Genomic DNA, 16,558 nt, shown 5'->3' with positions numbered 1-16,558 from the left:
CCTTTTTTATTCCCTTGCAAGCATATTCATGATTAAGCGAATAATGGTTTCTTTTTGTTCAGGAGCGGATTCTGCTACGAGTAACGTTAAAGCCGCTAAGCCTGTATCGTTAATAACTGCCTCCCCATTCTCTTGATATAAGTGATGATTACGATACAGAAAATCGACAAACAAAAACGCTCCACTGCGTTTGTTTCCATCAACAAATGGGTGATTTTTGACTACAAAGTAGAGTAAATGCGCCGCTTTGCTTTCAATGGTTGGGTAAGCAAGCTCTCCAAAAGCCGATTGTGCTAAATTCCCTAGTAAACTTGCCAAGCCGTTACCGCGCGGTTGGGCAAACAATGGTGTTGCTTCCCCTCGGTCCATAAGCTGTTGCTTAAGTTGTAATAATGATTGCATCGCAACATCGTGAGGCACTAATTGCCCTCCTGTTTGACCAGAAGGGTCTTCTAGCAAGCCCTCGTCGTATCTTTGCAACCATAAAAAGGTTTGCGTGTAGCGACTCACAATCTCAGCAAGTCCCTTGCTTGTATCTGGGTTTAATTCAGGGCTCTTTATCGCTTTATCAATGAGTGTTAACGCTTGCTCTAACTCTTTAGCGTTTTTATCAAAACGCTGCTGGTTAATACTATACCCTTTGATTAAATAGTCTTTTAAGCGAGTTGTAGCCCATTGGCGGAAGCGTACTCCTTGCTGTGATTTGACGCGGTAGCCAACAGATATAATGACATCCAGATTATAATGTTCTACTTGATAGGTTTTTCCATCTTCGGCAGTTGTTGCATATTTTGCAACAACTGCGCCTCGTTCAAGTTCACCTTCTTTGAACACATTGTTGATATGCCGCGATATGACGGACTTATCTCGACCAAACAATAAGATCATTTGTGCCTGAGACAGCCATACGGTTTCGGCATTGATCGCAACCGGTAAGACCAATCCACCGTCTTCATTTTGGTAAATTTCAATTTTATCCATTAACTAAATTCCTTTTTAGGGTGAGGTTACAGAATATCTTTAGCATTGCGTCCCCAATAACTCAACAATCGCCGCTTCTAACTGTGCTTCTGTAAATTTCATGTGACTGCCTTGTGCTGCGTTGACTTATGCCTAATGCTTGCTCTGTTCTGATGTTGGAATAGTGATCTCTCCCGAGATAAGTTTGGGGAGAAGGGTGTCTCTTAACTTTTCAAGTGAAGATGCTTGAATGTAGTTGCTTGTTTGTTTATCAACAAATGATTTAAAAGTTTCTTCAATTACATAAGTCAAATTTGTTGGCGGAAGAACAACTTTTAGCTCTCCCAATATTTTTCTGCTTAGTTCGGTCTGCCCTGTACTTCCTTCTCCTAGCGTTTCTATACGGTGTTCATTTGTTAACATTAATTGGCCAAATGTATATCTTGGGTATATAAGAAAATCTGGACGAACAACAGTAACATGTGAATCTACAACTGTACTTTCGGGTAAATAGTTAACCTGAGCTACTCGACCTAGAGTTCCTACTCCAGTTGAATTAACTAGTACATCTCCCAGCTGTAATTCCTTTCCAGTAACCTTCTTTAATTCAGGATTATTCCGTCTACAAAGCGAAAAGTTAATTTCATGGTTTCGAATACATTTTTGATTTATTACTTGTACCCCACCTTCTTCAACGTATTTTGGTGAAATACCTCTACGAAGCTCAGTTGTTATTTCACTTAATAGCTTGACCTTCCACCCCTTCGGTATCCAGCCTTCAATCCCCATGCTTGGCTCGTCGGTTTGTTCAAATTCACTTGGAAACAATGCGCGTATTTCTTGTGGGAGGCCGTCGGGCAGAGGGTGAAAACCGTCAAGCTGTTGAGTCTTTTCTTTGTAATGAGTCCGCATTTCTTTTCGAATAAGTGCTCTTTTTTGCAGCGCGTCGGGTAGGGCGTTACCTGCTGCAAGGGCGTTGTCGATCACAGGATCAAAATCCACAAACCAGCTTTTAAATAACGCCTGCGCCATTTGTTCTAGGGTTTGGTTGGTTTGGCGATTGAGTTCGATTTTGTTGTCAATGGATAAAAGGTTTTTAACTATCTTGTTTTGTAAATCTAACTCAGGAACAGGAATCAGTATTTGTTTTACCGAGGTAGATGCTTTTGCTATAGCTGGAACCCCAACTTGCGAAGAATTCGCCAGCAGTCGATGTTGTCCTAGATGTGAATTTAGAAAATATGCTGCAAAATATGGGTTTATTAATTCCGTATTCAACGAAACCTTCAATTGACTTTGAGACACTATATAAGTCTCATATGAAGAGTTATATGGAATAACACTTACTTGTCCAATTGTGCCACGATGAGTTATGACAATATCTCCTCGGTATGCTTTAGAACTACCTAATTCATCAGCTTTTTCTTGAGTAAGGAAATCGAATGACACATCATTCAAGAATGTACCGTGTAATTGAGCACCTTTTATAATAGGAATACCTGTATTAACAAAATTTTCAGCTTTAATTCTTGACCCGAAAGGTCCCATTGCAATAGCTCCTTTTTTAGGAGCTTGAAGCTGTTCGATTGTTTGTTCTTCCCAGTTATTGGCCAAGACCTAATACCTCCAAGATTTCGTGTGTTAATTCACTCACCCAATTTCTCCTTACGCTGTTGTTCTAGCTGTTGCTGTACCAGTGTTCGTTCGCGTTCCAGTTCGATACGCAGTTCTTCTTCACTGGGCAGTTGAGTTTTATAGGTAGAGGCGAACAATTGTTGGTTGTCGTTCAGCACGGAATACTTGGCGACGGTGCGGTTATGCTCGGAACATAAGATTAAACCTATGGTGGGGTTGTCGTCTTTACTGCGTTTTTGTTCTTCGTACATACGAACATACATGTCCATTTGGCCTACATCTTGATGGCTTAATTTATTGAGTTTTAGGTCGATCAGCACAAAGCATTTTAGATGGAAGTTGTAAAAGACTAAGTCGATAAAGTAGTCGCCGTCGTCTGTCATGATGCGTTGTTGGCGTTCAACAAACGCAAAGCCTTTGCCAAGTTCTAAGAGAAATTTTTGTAGGTTATTGATGATACCTTGCTCTAAATCGGACTCTTGATATTGACCCTGTTCCAAATTGAGAAAGTCGAGAATATAAGGGTCACGTAAATAGTCTTGTGCTGTTTCAGCGAGCGGTTGGGTTTTGCTATTGGCTTCTTGCTCTACGGGCTGCTTTTCTTTACTGGCGAGCAGGCGTTCGTAATAGAGGGTGCCTATTTGGCGCTCTAATGCTCGAACACTCCAATTTTGTTGTGATGCTTCTGCTTGATACCAAAGTCGCGCATTCTCGTTTTCAATCCGTGCTAAAAGGTTGTAATGCGACCAACTCAATTCGAGAGACACTGTCTCTCGTTTTTCAAATGCTAAGTAGAAACGGCGCATATTGCGCAAGTTCGTTACGTCGAAGCCTTTACCAAACTCTGCGGTCAGTTGGGAGGAGAGTTGTTTAAGCTGAGCCTTGCCGTATTCTGCACGAGTGTTGCCTTGTTGCTCGTCTTCAATAATTAAGCGGCCAATTTGCCAATAGGCTTGCACCATCGCACTGTTCACCGTTTGCTTAACTTGGTGACGAGCTTGCTCAAGGATCTGTCTTATCTCGCTGAGGAGCGGCTGCTGGCTAGGTTCGGCTGAATCCCTTGTTAGGTCTGTTGTCATTTGTTGCTCCATCAATTCCCTGATGCTTTTGATGACGGGCCGTAACCCAGCATGGCTAAGTTTTCTCGAATGGCGTTGTCGAGGGCTTCCGCTTGTTCCATTTGCTGATAAAGGGTTTGGCTAAGTTCTGTCATTTTGACTTCAAACGGGATGCCGTCGTCCTCTAGCTCTGCTGCGCCTACGTAACGACCCGGAGTGAGCACATAGTCGTTGGCTTTTATTTCGTCGAGAGTGGCGGATTTGCAGTAGCCTGAGATGTCTTTGTAAGGGCTAGATTGCGACGTGCTGGATGCGGAATCAAGTTGATGAGGTTCAGAGGTTTCCGAGCGCCAAGCGTGGTAAGTATCGGCGATTTTGGCGATGTCTTCTGCGGTCAGTTCTTTGTGTACTCGGCTAATCATAGTGCCCATTTCACGGGCGTCGATAAAGAGGGTTTCGCCTTGGCGATTTCTTAGGTGTTGTTCTTTGTTGGTGCCGCTTTTATTTTTTGTCAAAAACCACAAACACACAGGAATTTGCGTGGTGTAAAAGAGTTGGCCGGGCAGGGCGATCATGCAGTCGACGAGGTCGTTTTCGATGATTTTCTGGCGAATGGCGCCTTCACCCCCTGTGTTGGAACTCATGGAGCCGTTCGCCAAGACAAAGCCCGCTGTGCCGTTTTCGCTAAGCTTTGAGATCATGTGCATGATCCATGCGTAGTTGGCGTTGCCTGTTGGTGGCACCTCGTAGCCTGTCCAACGTGGGTCATCGACCAGTTCGTTGTCGGCGCGCCATTGCTTTTGGTTAAACGGCGGGTTAGCCATAATGAAGTCGGCCTTCAAATCTGGGTGTTGGTCTCTAAAGAAACTGTCTCCCGCGACGTCGCCTAAGTTGCCTGAAATACCACGCACGGCAAGGTTCATTTTCGCCAGTTTGTGGGTGGTGCTGGTGTATTCTTGGCCGTAGATAGAAATGTCTTTTTTGTTGCCGTTGTGGCTGTCGATAAACTTTAGAGACTGTACGAACATACCACCAGAGCCACAACAAGGGTCGTAGATTTTGCCTTTGTAGGGTTCGATCATTTCAGCGATTAAAGAGACCACGGATTTTGGCGTATAGAACTCGCCACCGCCTTTACCTTCACTGGCGGCAAACTTACCTAAAAAGTATTCGTATACACGACCGACGAGGTCTTCTTCTGTCATGTGACATTGGTTCGCAATGGTGTCGATGTTGTTGATGGTGTCGATGAGTGCGGATAATTTACTGACGTCTAAACCTAAACGAGAGAAATAGTTGTCTGGTAGTGCGCCTTTTAGAGAGGCGTTGTTTTTCTCGACGGTATGCAGTGCGGTATCGATTTTGATAGCGATGTCGTCTTGCTTGGCGTGTTGTTGAATAAAAGTCCAACGTGATTCTTCGGCTAGGTAAAACACATTGTCTTTGGCGTAGAATTCGACCATATCGACGTAATCGCCCATACCTTCGTCGATTAAGGTTTGGCGCTGTGTCTCGAATTTGTCACTGATGAACTTTAAGAAGATCAGGCTGAGTACAATGTGTTTGTATTCGGATGACTCGACACTGCCACGCAGTTTGTTGGCGGCGTCCCATAGGGACTCTTCAAATCCCATTTCTTTTTTACTTGCTGTTTGCTTGGCCATTGATTGATCTCTGGTGTTCTTTTTTAAAAGGTGTTTGTCTATTTTCTAGGAGGAATTGCTTAAAATCTATGCCCGAAAAACGGCAATTGTTTGTCATGATGCGCCTTATTGTACACTTAACCGATATTGTTATTGTTAGGTTTTTTGCACCTTTGTTTCTAAATCCCTTCCCTGATGATCATGCAAGGTGACACCGTTTTCGGTTTTCCAATCTACCCAGCCATTGGACGAGGCGAGCAGTAAAAACATAGACGCACCACTGGGGGTTTGAAATAAGTAATCTCGCTGAAAAACAAAACGCTCGTTTTCTACTGAAATAATGCCTTTGGCAATCAGCTCGTCGCGTTTGTCGTAAAAGCGTTGTTCCGTTTTGCGCTGAGTGGACATAGGGGCAGAAGAGCCTTTGAGCACCACCATGCCTTCGTTGGTGTACATGCCTTTGGCGTTTACGCCTGCGCGGTTGCAGTGAAATACTGGAGTGGTTGCTAAGCTTGTTTGCTCGGTTAAGGGTTCGAAAATAGGGTAGCCTAATGTGGCGAGCAGTAGGCTGCCGATCAGGTGTATTTCGTCGCAGTCGGCTTTAAGTGGAATCGGCGTATGGGGCTTTTGTCCCTTGTTACTATTGAGTAGTTCATAACGCTGGCAATGTTTGGCTTTCTCGATGGATAAGGACTCCAAATAGAGTACATGGGTTTGCGTTAGGTTATTAGTTAGAGAAATCACCACCAAGGCTCGTTCCCAGTCTTTTGCTGCTTCTTTGTGGTGTTGCATCAGCCTCGTTCTCACATCGCCCGATTGACCTATGTAGACTTCGTCTTTCGTATCTCCCGATACTAAGAAGTACAAAGCAACCTGTTGTGCTTCTGGCATCTTAAGAAAATCCGCTAGATCACTGCGTGGCACTTCGACAACGCGAATAATAGAGGTGGTTTGTTCGGCAATGCGAATGCCGGAAGGATCGCCGCTTGGTAAGAAGATTTGAATGGTGCGTGGGCGTTTTGGTGTGACCATATGGCGTCTTAGGATGTTTATCCTTGTCCATGAAACAGTTATTTCAAGATAAAACGCATTAAAGAATAGGCTAAAACCCTTTATGTCTCAATGCTTTTGAGGGCTTGTTTGTTTGGCAAATCTGCTGTTATAGGCGTGTTAGAATGGATCAAATGCGCCATTAAACACACTTTGCAAACAAAAAAACGGGGCTGTTAGACAGCCCCGATAAAGATACTAAAAGGGAATAGGCAACAGGTTAAGCCCAAATCTGAAAAGGCTTAGTTGTTGCTGTTGTAAGCGTTATTAGCGCTTTGTTCAACGCTGTAAATGGTCCAGCGTTGATTGGCAAATTGCTCTTTCGCAAATACTTCTGCCACAACTCGGCGGTTTTGACTACGGCCTTCGGCCGTGTCGTTGGTGGCGATAGGGCGAGTTTCGCCGTAGCCGACACCTTTTACGCGATCTGCTGCAATACGAAAGCTGTCGATTAATACGTCAGCAATGGCAGAAGCGCGTTTTTGTGATAACACTCGGTTCGATTCAGCAGAACCTAAGCTGTCTGTGTGACCTTCAATGACCACATTACTGTTAGGGTGTTTACGCAAGAAGGTCGCTAATTCTGTAAGTTCAGAGTAAAACTTGGGTTTTATATTGGCTTTGCCTGAATCGAATAAGATATTCAATTCAATGGACAAGAGCTTGGACGTTTGTGCGGGACAACCATAATTGTCTATCGCGGCCCCTTGTACTGTGTCTGGGCACAAGTCACGTGCGTCAATCACGCCATCACGATCAGCGTCAGCAAGACGTGCCTTAACATTCGACGCGTACAGGCTTTCAGCCGCTGCCAAATGACTAAAGGCAAGTATATAGCTTGCTATGCTGATGTGGATGATTGACTTCTTCATAAAACCACAACTCTTAATACTTCTTACTATTTAGAGTAATTTAAAAAAAGGTACGTCTCTAGACGCTTTTTGTATCAATCTTTTGATAAAAAAAATATTTTGTAATCTTGTGTAATAAAAAAGACGACAAATGCCGTCTTTTCTTTGACTTCCTTTTCTTTTTTTCTTTTCTTAGACGTTTAGAGTGTCTAGAGTGGCAGATTGGATGTCTGGCTGCTTCTTGTCTACCAACTGCCCGTATTTTCCATAGACGCCCAAGGTTCTGCTGGTGCTAAGGATTCACCCTTTTGTAGAAGTTCAATGGAAATATTATTGGGGTCTTTAATGAAGGCCATGTGACCATCACGAGGTGGACGCAGAATGGTCACGCCCATGTTTTGTAGGTTTTCACATACCTGATAAATGTCGTCCACTTGAAAAGCCAGGTGACCAAATTGGTCGCCGCCTGAGTAGCTTCTGTCGTCCCAGTTGTGTGTCAGCTCGATTTCTGGGGCACCTTCCTCACTAGCATAATAGATCAATGAAAACTGGCCCTTTTCACTGTCCATACGGCGTGTTTGGATGAGCCCTAAGCCTTGAGTGTAGAAGGTGTGGCTTTCCTCTGGTTTATCGGTACGAATCATGGCGTGTAGGTAACGAATCGACATATTCTCTCCTTTTTGGAATCTGCTATGGCTTGCATTATGGCAATAAGACAGTGGAAACACAAAAGGCTTAACTGGCTTTCTTGTTTTTTACTCATCTTCCCAAACCCAGCGCAAAGGTTCGCCAAAATCGTCGTAAATGATCTTTTTCTTCGGCTTGGCCTTACCAGACTTGGTGCTGTTTGGTGAGGTCTTTTGTTGTTTTTTCTGTTGGATGGCAGCCACCACGTGGTTAAGGGGAGTACGTTCTTGCTTTGGCTCATTAAAGCCAATATGACTCGTGTTATACTTACCATCAACCAAGCCGGATTCGCCCATATCGACTTGCTGAATTTTTCCTTTGGCTCTGATAAATTCCTCGACCATGGACTCGAGTTCTTTTCGTGTCTCTTTTTTTGTGGCTTTAGGTTTTATCATGGCGCTTGTATTATGGAAAAATTCTTTGTTAATTAAGGTGTTACAGGTTCAATGAAAAAATCATCAAACAATCATATTAAACGTAAGAGGTAGCTGGTGTCTATTAGCAACTTAATTGTGCATGAGATTCAAAAGCACGAAGGGGAGCGCAAGGCCATTTTGATTGCGCGACCAAATGAAAATCCCATAGACGGCCAAGCTGAGGCCTTGTCGGCACAGGTGACCAATTTATTCAATCGTTCAGGCATGAATACTGGGCGTTTTGCCAATCCGCAGGGCAGTGAGGAAGGTTCACAGTTGCCGAGCCTTTTGTATAAACACTTTAAAGACAATGATTTTGCTGACTTTGCCGCCTTCACCAAAGATTGTGCGGCGGAGTACTTGAGGCATTTGGAGCCAGTAGAAGAGGCGGAAGGGGGCTTGTTGTGGTTTAACCATTATGAGCTGCATGACACGCATTTTTTGTACATAGTGATGCTAAAGCGCAAGCAAGGTATTGGTTTAAATGCGGATTTGAGTCTGTCGCAGATTGAGCAAATTGAGATGGAAAAACTGCACATGGCGCTGCGCATTAATCTGACCGCTTGGCAATCGCGTGACGAAGGGCGCTATATTGCCTTTCGCTTTGGTCGCGCACCTAAGTTTGAAAGTGAGTACTTCACCCATTTCATTGGTTGCGATGAACCCAAAGCAGCGGCCAAGGAAACCCGTAAGCTGGTGGATTTGACGTCGGCCTTTTGTCAGGCAGAAGGCATTCCACCAAAACAAGCGAATGCCTTTAAGAAAGTGGTGTCTGAGCATTGTCAATCGAAAGCAGAAGAGCGCGAGCCTTTGGAGATTAAAGAAATTGCCTCGCAAGTGGAATCCCGCTTCTCCATAGAGCAAGCGAATAAATTTTTAGAAATTGCCGATTCCGACAGCTTTAAAATGGAGAAGGAAATCTTCGTTGAGAAGGCCGCATTGAAAAAGCTAACTCGCTTATCGGGCAGCTCACGTGCCTTGACCTTGAGCTTTGACAGTGACTTATTAGGTGAGTCCATTGAGTTTGATGCTGATTCAGGCACGCTAGTAATCAAAGAATTGCCCAAGAGTCTGCTTAAGCAGTTGCAAGCCGTATCAAATTAATAAGCGGTGCGAATAAATAGTAGATACATTGCTGGCAAATCTATGTGCTGAGTGAGTGCTATTTACTTAAGACATACCATCGCTAACAGCTGGAAGCCTTAACTAAGATTAAGTAAGGCTTCCAGTTGCTGCATGGTATCAAATACCTCGGTGGCGCCGGCGGCCAGTTGCAGGTCGGCAGGTACGGTTTCACTGAAAGCAAACACTCGCATACCTGCGGCGCACCCGGCGCGAATTCCAGCAACAGAATCTTCAACCACAATACAGTCTTTTGGTGCGACGCCCACTGCCGCAGCGGCTTTTAAATACAAGTCTGGAGCAGGCTTGCCGTGGTCAACGTCCTCTACACAAAAACGTATTTTAAAGCGTTCTGCTAAGTCAATCTTATTGAGTTTGAAGTTCATTTCTTGCCGTCTGGCGTTGGTCGCCATGGCAATGGGGACTTGAATTTTATTGAGTAGTTCTGGCACCCCTTGAATGGGTTCTAAGGTTTCATCCATTAAGGCTTGAAATTTTTTGCGATAATCTTGATCGAAATTGGCCGGTAAGGCTTTGCCTAGCATGGCTTCGGCATTACGAAGGTTTTCCTGATTGGTAAAACCAGTGAATTGGTCGTGCAGGGTTTGGTCATCTAATACTAAGCCTTGTTCCTTCAGCATGGCGCGCAATAGATTGTTTGAAAGGTTTTCCGTATCGACGATCACACCGTCGCAGTCAAATAAAACAGCCTTGTAAGAGTAAGTCATAAAACAACATATGAAGTGATGAATGTGGTTTGATAATAACGAATTTGCTGGTGATGAAGGAAGCCTTTGCAAGCAAGGTTTGCAGAAATAACAAGGCGTTATTGATATGAAGAGGGTGAATGAAGCTATTAAGCAGAAAGGAAGGGAGGGGGTGTTATTATTTTTCTCCCCTTAAGAGAAAATATCTAAGGTATAATTCTACGCTAGTGGCGTTTTTTATACGGGTGTTAACCTAAGCGGCTATTAGTTAGCTTGGCTTAGGGTGTGTGAACGCAGGCTGACTTTTTTGATAGAAGCAACTGTGGCTTTAAAAAAGGCAACAAGCGCTTTGGCTTGACGAGCACGTTTTTGGCGACGAGCGTAATCTTCCACAGTGGTGTCTTTGTAGCCCCATTGAGCAAGCAGTGCTTCGTATTGTTTTTGAGAGTCCATACTATTCTCCTATGTTTGATTAAACATTCCCAATGGAATGTAGGTGATAAAAATGTTGTTTTATTACAACAAGACTAATATTAGTGAAGCTCGAGTAATTGAACAAACGATCCTTTTTCACCTGATTGTTTAGTTTATTTCATCTATTTATTTTTGTAAGGAATCTTGTCTTGTACCAAGCATTATCTCAGTTTCCCAAACGTTGGATTTTTCATCGTCAGGACCCCAAGGTGCAGCCTGAAGATTTGGCGCAAATCCACTACTTAACTGAGTCAAAAGCAGAGCAAATTTGGCGCGATTATATTAGCCAGGAGCATTTACATCCGGAGCATTTTACGGAACAGGATTGGCCGAATAAAACATTAGAAGGCCTTGAAATGAATAAGGTTCAGTGGGAAAAAGTGTGGGACAGTGAGGTTGCAGAATTGCCAGTGGAAGTATTGTCCCATTGTGGCCATTGGGGGGAAGACACCAAGGTGTACTTTTGTTGTCACAATGAGCTGATTTTTGAATTAAATTGGGGCGTTTTTAAGCGCACTTGGAAAGCCTTTTTGTTCTTGGACAATGGCCCCATTTTGATCGGTAAAAAGAAAAAACAAGCCGTGCAATTCCACTCAAATGGTTGGGCTACTTTACTGATGAGAAATAGTTGAGACAGATTTTTTGGTTGAAAAATAGTCAGCTGATGATGCAGGTTTTGTAATTTAATTACATTTTTTCAGGGTGGCATCCTGTATGTTTATTCATTTTCATTGCCGCGTTTGCGGCTTCTTAAACAAGCTTGGTTAAAAACTTGGTAATAGTTTAATAACCTTAAGCTTTGGTCTTCGTATCCAAGATTGTGTAGTAACATGGCGGTGATTTCGGCAGTGGCAAATTGCTTTTCGTGTTTGGCATGACGAACCAGGAAAGAGCGTTGCGCGGCTTGCTGAATTTCAAAATGCGGTATCTTGTGTAACCATAGACTTTGATGAAACATTTTGCTGGCTTGCTTCCAGGTGCCATCGAGCAATACAAAAGTATGGGGTTGCTGTGTTGGATCTTGAATGTCTGCTATTAGGCGTGGCGTTCTGCCTTGCTGTTGTGCCGTGTTGGTATTGGGGAAGAGCAGGCTGATGCTGTGCTGTCTCGCGTCCAATAGATCCAATAAAGCCTGTTCTGGCTCGGTTCTGTGCCACAAAAATGCCTGCGTGTGTTGTGGGAAGAGATCAGCGATTAAGCGGCCACTGTTGGTTGGTTTGTGAATTTCATCTCTGTGATACAGCAAAATAAATTCCACAGGGGATTCAATAGCTTTTCTTTTATCACAGAAACAGGCGGATTCTGTCATTAGGCAGGATGGGCAGCGAATTGCATTGGCACCATGTGCAATAAAAGGTCGCATAGCGTTCGCTTGGCAATCTTGCCTGAGGCGATCCACCCCGTGAAATGGAAAAAGTGGTTTCATGAATAAGCTTACCGATTTGAAGCGCTGCGTTATTATGAGGTTTTTGATGGTTTTGTCTATCTTAATATAGAGGCTCTTTGGGATGGGGGCTAAGTTGACAAGCGCAGATAAAAGTGAGCGATTTGGTTATTGAAAATGCTAAAAAGTGTGCTTGCAATGCCATCTTTGTAGTGGTTAAGTTAATACTGTATAAGGAAATTTACACTTTCTTTAAGAAAGCTTGATAGAAAATATGCAAATACAGAGGAATGAATTGGAAGCTGTATTTTCTTGCTGTTCCTTGTCTCATTCGCGCGCTAAGGTGTGAGATATTAATTTAATGTTCCAGAGTTATTTATGAGTCGTTATATCTCTCCAGTGCTATATATCCTTCTGATGCTAGTTGGTTGTATGGCATTTGTGTCAATCGCTGGTGTAAGGGTGGGAATTTTTGAGCCCATAACGGGGTTCTCCATGCTGCGTGACAGTGTTTACGCTTCTTTGGTGTTGTCTGTTTTGGCGATTGTTTCCTTAGTCGCTTGTCGTAAAGAGAGAAACGTAGGCACCCAGCGCTTTTTTTGTTTGGTCTTGACGGTCTCGCTGGTATACAGCTTCATGTGGATTGGTTTTTACCTTAAACGTTCAGATCTGCCTCACATTAACGACATTACCACAGACACCCAAATGCCTCCCTCCTTCATTAACGTAAATTTCATCCGCAGCTCCAACGAAAATGACCTTGCTTACAACCTTGATTGGGCACCTATTCAGAAGAAATACTACCCAAATGTTAAGCCTGTTTTTACTGATCAGAGCAAAGATCAGGTGTATTTTATCGTCGCTGATATGGTGTCTGATCGTGGTTGGGAAGTGGTCGCCAAATACCCCGCCGCGGGTATGATTGAGGCAACAGCACGTACGCCAATTTTTGGTTTCCGTGATGATGTGGCGATTCGTATTCTGCAAATGGAGGATGGCGAGGTAAGAATCGATATACGCTCTTGTTCTCGTGTGGGGCGTGGTGATTATGGTGTTAATGCAGAGCGAGTTGAGTCCTTTATGGAGGATTTGCAGGTTCGCTTAGAACGCATCAATTTACCTAGGGTAAATACTGTGCGTTAATCCTGTTTGATAAGTGAAAATCTGCTCGTCATTAAATATCAGATAAGCTAGGCTTGTTGAGTCATTCATTGAAGGGCATGATCCAGTGAGTCTTCGTCAGCAACAAAAACAGCAAACCCGTTCCAAAATCAAAGCCATTGCCAAGCAGGCTTTTCTTTCTCAAGGCATTGCTGCCACCAGTACCCGATATTTAAGTCAGCAAGCTGGCATTGCTGTGGGTACCTTGTTCGTTCATTTTCCCGACAAATTGGCCCTGGTCAAAGACATCTTTTTTGATGAGATGGATGCAGCGTTGCGTGCGGGTGCGCAAGCGCAATCGACTTGCATTTCGCCCATTGACTACTTAACGCAAATGGCGCAAGTGCTGTTTTCTTTTTACGATGAGTATGCGGAATTCACCCGCGAAGTTTTGCTGGACAGTGTGGTGACGGGCGGGTTTCATACTAAGCAAATTAGTGTGATTACCGATGGTATTGTGAAACGCTTCTTGCAAGTGGGGGTGGATGATAAAACGGCTCATATTTTTGCACAAAACATGGTGGCGAATTATTGGTTTGTGTTATTGGAAAGTCTGCCAAAAGGTCAACTGGGCCAAGCCGCCTTAGATCGAATCACAAGTCTTAATTTACCCTTCCAAGTGTCTTATCAAAATGCCGCCCGAAAAGTGGCGGGCTAAAGTGGCCTTGATTGGCAAGTTATTTTGCTAACCCAATTGATTGGCTTTGCATCAGTTAAGCTGATTGGCTTTTGTTGAATAGAGAGTGGCCTTGATTGGCTTTGCATCAATTAAGCTGATTGGCTTTTGTTGCATAGAGAGTGGCCTTGATTGGCTTTGCATTAATTAAGCTGATTGGCTTTTCGATAGGGTCCTTGGTAATCAAATAAGCGTTCGGTCACTTGCCAATGCTGTTTTTTCTTTTTGGCGATGACGAAATCGGGCGTGGGCAAGTAGTCAAAAAAGGCTTCTACTTGTTCTGCTTTATCAAATTCTATGATTTGGCTGCCGCTGGCAATGCGGCGCGCAAACAGCTCATTGAAAGATTGACGTGATTTCTTATATTGAAATTTGAAGGTTTCCGCTAGGGTAAGACCGTCTTCATCGTGATAGGTGATTTTGAGGCTGTTGTCATTGCGATTGATTTCTGGCGTGATGCCAGCGCAACGTAGTACCTTGTTGTCTTTTAGATTCAGTGCACTTCTTAACATATCGTCCGCATCGAGCAGTTTTTCACCACAATGTTGGCACTGACGAGCCGCGATGTCGTTTTCTTCATTGCAATGCGGGCAGCGTTTGAACTTAAAGCGATATTGGCATTCTTGTTCACCATCTGGGGTGTCGAGTAAGCCATGACAGCGACGACCAAAATGTTCAATGATATTGCCTTCACTGTCTTTTCGTCCCCAGAAGGTGTTGGCAAAATCGCATTCAGGGCAATGGATTTGCACGGCAACCGAATCATTAGTAGGACGCTTGTCGCCAATTTCCGGTTGGAAAATGTTGTAACCATTGTTGGTGTAATCCAATACCAAGCAATCTTTTTTACCTGGGCTTAGGCGTAGACCACGTCCGACAATTTGTTGGAACAGGCTGATGGATTGAGTGGGGCGCAAAATGGCGATCACATCCACATGAGGGGCATCAAACCCTGTGGTGAGCACAGACACATTCACCAGATACTTTATTTGTCTGGCTTTGAAGGCTTGTATCAGTTGATCTCGTTGCTTTTGTTTGGTTTTGCCTGTTACCAGAGCGCTTTGTTCGGCAGGTAAATAGCCTAGAATTTCTTCAGCATGGTCAATGGTGGCCGCGAATATCATCACCCCTTGTCGATCTGTACTGAGTTGTAAGATTTGCTCGCAAATGGCTTGGGTAACCCGAGGGTATTTGTGTATCAGTTCGTTGAGAGCGATGTCATCACTACTCTGCTCGCCATCCAGACTTTCTGTAAGCAAGCTAAAGTCGTAATGGGCAATGGCCGCGTCAAAGTGGATAGGCGGTGTTAAATACCCCTGTTTCACCATGTGTTGCAGGGGCAGTTCGTAAATACAGTGTGTAAAAAAGGGCTTGTCTATCGGGCGCGTATAACCGTGGTAATGTTTGTGATAAATCCAGCCACTGCCAAGACGATAAGGCGTGGCGGTTAAACCGAGAATTTTGACCTTGGGGTTGAGTCTTTGAAAATGCGCCAAGCTTGTTAAATATTGTCCTTTGTCGTCCATGCCAATTCGATGGCACTCGTCCACTATGACCAAGCTGACGGGCTGATCAAAGGCATCCAAATTGGCTGATAAAGATTGAATGCTAGCAAACACGGTTTTGTCGTCGCTGACTTTTTGGTTGAGCCCCGCAGAATAAATACCAGCCCTTTGCCCTGTGGCGATAAATTTGGCGTGGTTTTGTTCCACCAGTTCTTTTACGTGCGCCAGGCAGATAACACGGCCTTTGGCTAAGCGACTGAGTTCGGCAATCACCAAGCTCTTGCCCGCGCCGGTTGGTAGTACAATGACAGCAGGGTCGTCTGAGTGACGAAAATGCGTCAGCGCCGCATCCACGGCTTGTACTTGATAATCACGAAGTTGAAAAGCTTGACTCATGGCAAACAAATTTGGGTGTGTTAATGGCTTTGCTAACGTATCATAGGGCGATTGGCCATTTTGCCTGTTTGAAAGTGATTAATCCATGCCCCGAGAAACTTTATCCGCTGCAACTCATTACCACGAAAGCGCCATGTCCTTATTTGAACGAGAAGAGGTATTTACTGATATCTTGACGGATTTGCAACGTCAGGGCTGGAGTGTGCAAGATAATGTTTTTTCCAGTGAGTTCATACAAGCCTTGATGGCTGAAGCGCAGGGTATTGAGTCTACCAACATGTTGCAAGCTGGGATTGGTCGTCAGCAAGATCATCAGCTGAGCTTGAACGCTCGTCGCGATACCATTCAATGGATTGATGGGGATCGGCCCATTCGTCGAGATTTTCTTAACGCAATGGAAGCCTTGCGCCTAGCCTTGAACCGTCGTTTGTTTTTGGGCTTGTTTGATTATGAAGCGCATTTTGCTCGTTATGAGGCAGGGGCGTTTTACGAAAAGCATGTGGATGCTTTCCACGGGCGCAGCAATCGCGTCTTATCGACTGTCTTGTATTTGAATCAAGATTGGCAACAACAAGACGGCGGTGAGTTGGTTTTGTATGATGAGCGCGACTCTGAGCATGAGTTAGGGCGTTTTTTGCCTCAACAAGGTAGGTTGGCCATCTTTCTCAGCGAAGCCTTTCCGCATCAAGTCTTGCCAGCTAAGCGCACTCGCCACAGTATAGCCGGTTGGTTTCGTGTCAATAATTCTACCGGGCAGTTTGTCGATCCAGATCAGTAGAAAGAGAAACAGGAATAGTGATAAATAGGAACAGATCTAGGCTGATTGCTTGCTA

The 16,558-nt window shown here is 44.2% G+C and carries 17 protein-coding genes; 5 read left to right on the top strand and 12 right to left on the bottom strand.

Annotated elements, in window-relative coordinates; genetic code table 11:
- Positions 1–6: 6 nt before the first annotated feature.
- The 8 genes from ABXS85_RS03665 to ABXS85_RS03630 form a co-directional block, all read right to left on the bottom strand.
- Entirely contained in the window at positions 7–981 is a 975-nt protein-coding gene (locus tag ABXS85_RS03665) for a virulence protein RhuM/Fic/DOC family protein (protein WP_353668698.1), read from the bottom strand.
- Positions 982–1,113: 132 nt separating this feature from the next.
- Positions 1,114–2,574, bottom strand: a complete 1,461-nt coding sequence (locus ABXS85_RS03660; protein WP_353668697.1) for a restriction endonuclease subunit S — start codon at positions 2,572–2,574, stop codon at positions 1,114–1,116.
- Between the two features lie 32 nt (positions 2,575–2,606).
- The gene (locus ABXS85_RS03655) at positions 2,607–3,674 is read right to left on the bottom strand and encodes a PDDEXK nuclease domain-containing protein (protein ID WP_353668696.1); all 1,068 of its coding nucleotides are present in this window, start codon (positions 3,672–3,674) and stop codon (positions 2,607–2,609) included.
- 11 nt (positions 3,675–3,685) lie between these two features.
- Positions 3,686–5,317: a class I SAM-dependent DNA methyltransferase gene (locus tag ABXS85_RS03650; protein WP_353668695.1), complete on the bottom strand. Its 1,632-nt coding sequence runs from the start codon at positions 5,315–5,317 to the stop codon at positions 3,686–3,688.
- A gap of 135 nt (positions 5,318–5,452) precedes the next feature.
- The gene (locus ABXS85_RS03645) at positions 5,453–6,328 is read right to left on the bottom strand and encodes a GIY-YIG nuclease family protein (protein ID WP_353668694.1); all 876 of its coding nucleotides are present in this window, start codon (positions 6,326–6,328) and stop codon (positions 5,453–5,455) included.
- 260 nt (positions 6,329–6,588) lie between these two features.
- Complete coding sequence (locus ABXS85_RS03640) at positions 6,589–7,218, bottom strand: OmpA family protein (RefSeq protein ID WP_353668693.1); 630 nt, start codon at positions 7,216–7,218, stop codon at positions 6,589–6,591.
- A gap of 224 nt (positions 7,219–7,442) precedes the next feature.
- Complete coding sequence (locus ABXS85_RS03635; RefSeq protein WP_353668692.1) at positions 7,443–7,865, bottom strand: VOC family protein; 423 nt, start codon at positions 7,863–7,865, stop codon at positions 7,443–7,445.
- A gap of 87 nt (positions 7,866–7,952) precedes the next feature.
- Positions 7,953–8,228 carry a hypothetical protein gene (locus tag ABXS85_RS03630; RefSeq protein WP_353668691.1) on the bottom strand — a complete coding sequence of 92 codons (276 nt, stop codon included), beginning with the start codon at positions 8,226–8,228 and terminating at the stop codon, positions 7,953–7,955.
- Between the two features lie 147 nt (positions 8,229–8,375).
- Here ABXS85_RS03630 and ABXS85_RS03625 point away from each other — a divergent pair, with 147 nt between their 5' ends.
- Positions 8,376–9,404, top strand: coding sequence for a nucleoid-associated protein (locus ABXS85_RS03625; protein WP_353668690.1), 1,029 nt, complete (start codon positions 8,376–8,378; stop codon positions 9,402–9,404).
- Positions 9,405–9,502: 98 nt separating this feature from the next.
- On the opposite strand, the gene ABXS85_RS03620 is transcribed toward ABXS85_RS03625, so the two are convergent.
- Both ABXS85_RS03620 and ABXS85_RS03615 read right to left on the bottom strand, forming a co-directional pair.
- Positions 9,503–10,150: an HAD family phosphatase gene (locus ABXS85_RS03620; RefSeq protein ID WP_353668689.1), complete on the bottom strand. Its 648-nt coding sequence runs from the start codon at positions 10,148–10,150 to the stop codon at positions 9,503–9,505.
- 243 nt (positions 10,151–10,393) lie between these two features.
- The gene (locus ABXS85_RS03615; RefSeq protein ID WP_353668688.1) at positions 10,394–10,582 is read right to left on the bottom strand and encodes a hypothetical protein; all 189 of its coding nucleotides are present in this window, start codon (positions 10,580–10,582) and stop codon (positions 10,394–10,396) included.
- A 170-nt stretch (positions 10,583–10,752) separates the two neighbouring features.
- Here ABXS85_RS03615 and ABXS85_RS03610 point away from each other — a divergent pair, with 170 nt between their 5' ends.
- On the top strand, positions 10,753–11,235 hold the full coding sequence (locus ABXS85_RS03610) for a DUF2947 family protein (RefSeq protein ID WP_353668687.1): 483 nt from the start codon (positions 10,753–10,755) through the stop codon (positions 11,233–11,235).
- A gap of 86 nt (positions 11,236–11,321) precedes the next feature.
- Here ABXS85_RS03610 and ABXS85_RS03605 read toward each other — a convergent pair whose 3' ends face one another.
- Entirely contained in the window at positions 11,322–12,029 is a 708-nt protein-coding gene (locus tag ABXS85_RS03605; RefSeq protein WP_353668686.1) for a DTW domain-containing protein, read from the bottom strand.
- A gap of 336 nt (positions 12,030–12,365) precedes the next feature.
- On the opposite strand from ABXS85_RS03605, the gene ABXS85_RS03600 reads away from it, so the two are divergent.
- Entirely contained in the window at positions 12,366–13,130 is a 765-nt protein-coding gene (locus tag ABXS85_RS03600) for a DUF1499 domain-containing protein (RefSeq protein WP_353668685.1), read from the top strand.
- 85 nt (positions 13,131–13,215) lie between these two features.
- A complete protein-coding gene (locus ABXS85_RS03595) occupies positions 13,216–13,806 on the top strand; it encodes a TetR/AcrR family transcriptional regulator (protein ID WP_353668684.1) in 591 nt (196 codons plus the stop codon).
- Between the two features lie 161 nt (positions 13,807–13,967).
- Here the strand turns inward: ABXS85_RS03595 and ABXS85_RS03590 are convergent, their stop codons facing one another.
- Complete coding sequence (locus ABXS85_RS03590; protein WP_353668683.1) at positions 13,968–15,725, bottom strand: DEAD/DEAH box helicase; 1,758 nt, start codon at positions 15,723–15,725, stop codon at positions 13,968–13,970.
- A gap of 85 nt (positions 15,726–15,810) precedes the next feature.
- Between ABXS85_RS03590 and ABXS85_RS03585 the strand changes: the two genes are divergently transcribed.
- Positions 15,811–16,503 (top strand): 2OG-Fe(II) oxygenase, encoded by a 693-nt coding sequence (locus ABXS85_RS03585; RefSeq protein WP_353668682.1) that lies wholly within the window; start codon positions 15,811–15,813, stop codon positions 16,501–16,503.
- Positions 16,504–16,558: the final 55 nt, after the last annotated feature.

The organism is Marinomonas sp. THO17, from assembly GCF_040436405.1.
In the GTDB taxonomy this organism is placed as follows: domain Bacteria; phylum Pseudomonadota; class Gammaproteobacteria; order Pseudomonadales; family Marinomonadaceae; genus Marinomonas.
This window is presented reverse-complemented; position numbering and strand designations above follow the sequence as displayed.

Bases quoted from the DNA above. Each gene is read 5' to 3' on its own strand.
- ABXS85_RS03635 (WP_353668692.1), bottom strand. From the start codon at position 7,865: ATGTCGATTCGTTACCTACACGCCATGATTCGTACCGATAAACCAGAG.
- ABXS85_RS03665 (WP_353668698.1), bottom strand. From the start codon at position 981: ATGGATAAAATTGAAATTTACCAAAATGAAGACGGTGGATTGGTCTTA.
- ABXS85_RS03620 (WP_353668689.1), bottom strand. From the start codon at position 10,150: ATGACTTACTCTTACAAGGCTGTTTTATTTGACTGCGACGGTGTGATC.
- ABXS85_RS03600 (WP_353668685.1), top strand. From the start codon at position 12,366: ATGAGTCGTTATATCTCTCCAGTGCTATATATCCTTCTGATGCTAGTT.
- ABXS85_RS03590 (WP_353668683.1), bottom strand. From the start codon at position 15,725: ATGAGTCAAGCTTTTCAACTTCGTGATTATCAAGTACAAGCCGTGGAT.
- ABXS85_RS03655 (WP_353668696.1), bottom strand. From the start codon at position 3,674: ATGACAACAGACCTAACAAGGGATTCAGCCGAACCTAGCCAGCAGCCG.
- ABXS85_RS03645 (WP_353668694.1), bottom strand. From the start codon at position 6,328: ATGGTCACACCAAAACGCCCACGCACCATTCAAATCTTCTTACCAAGC.
- ABXS85_RS03630 (WP_353668691.1), bottom strand. From the start codon at position 8,228: ATGGTCGAGGAATTTATCAGAGCCAAAGGAAAAATTCAGCAAGTCGAT.
- ABXS85_RS03640 (WP_353668693.1), bottom strand. From the start codon at position 7,218: ATGAAGAAGTCAATCATCCACATCAGCATAGCAAGCTATATACTTGCC.
- ABXS85_RS03585 (WP_353668682.1), top strand. From the start codon at position 15,811: ATGCCCCGAGAAACTTTATCCGCTGCAACTCATTACCACGAAAGCGCC.
- ABXS85_RS03650 (WP_353668695.1), bottom strand. From the start codon at position 5,317: ATGGCCAAGCAAACAGCAAGTAAAAAAGAAATGGGATTTGAAGAGTCC.
- ABXS85_RS03615 (WP_353668688.1), bottom strand. From the start codon at position 10,582: ATGGACTCTCAAAAACAATACGAAGCACTGCTTGCTCAATGGGGCTAC.
- ABXS85_RS03605 (WP_353668686.1), bottom strand. From the start codon at position 12,029: ATGAAACCACTTTTTCCATTTCACGGGGTGGATCGCCTCAGGCAAGAT.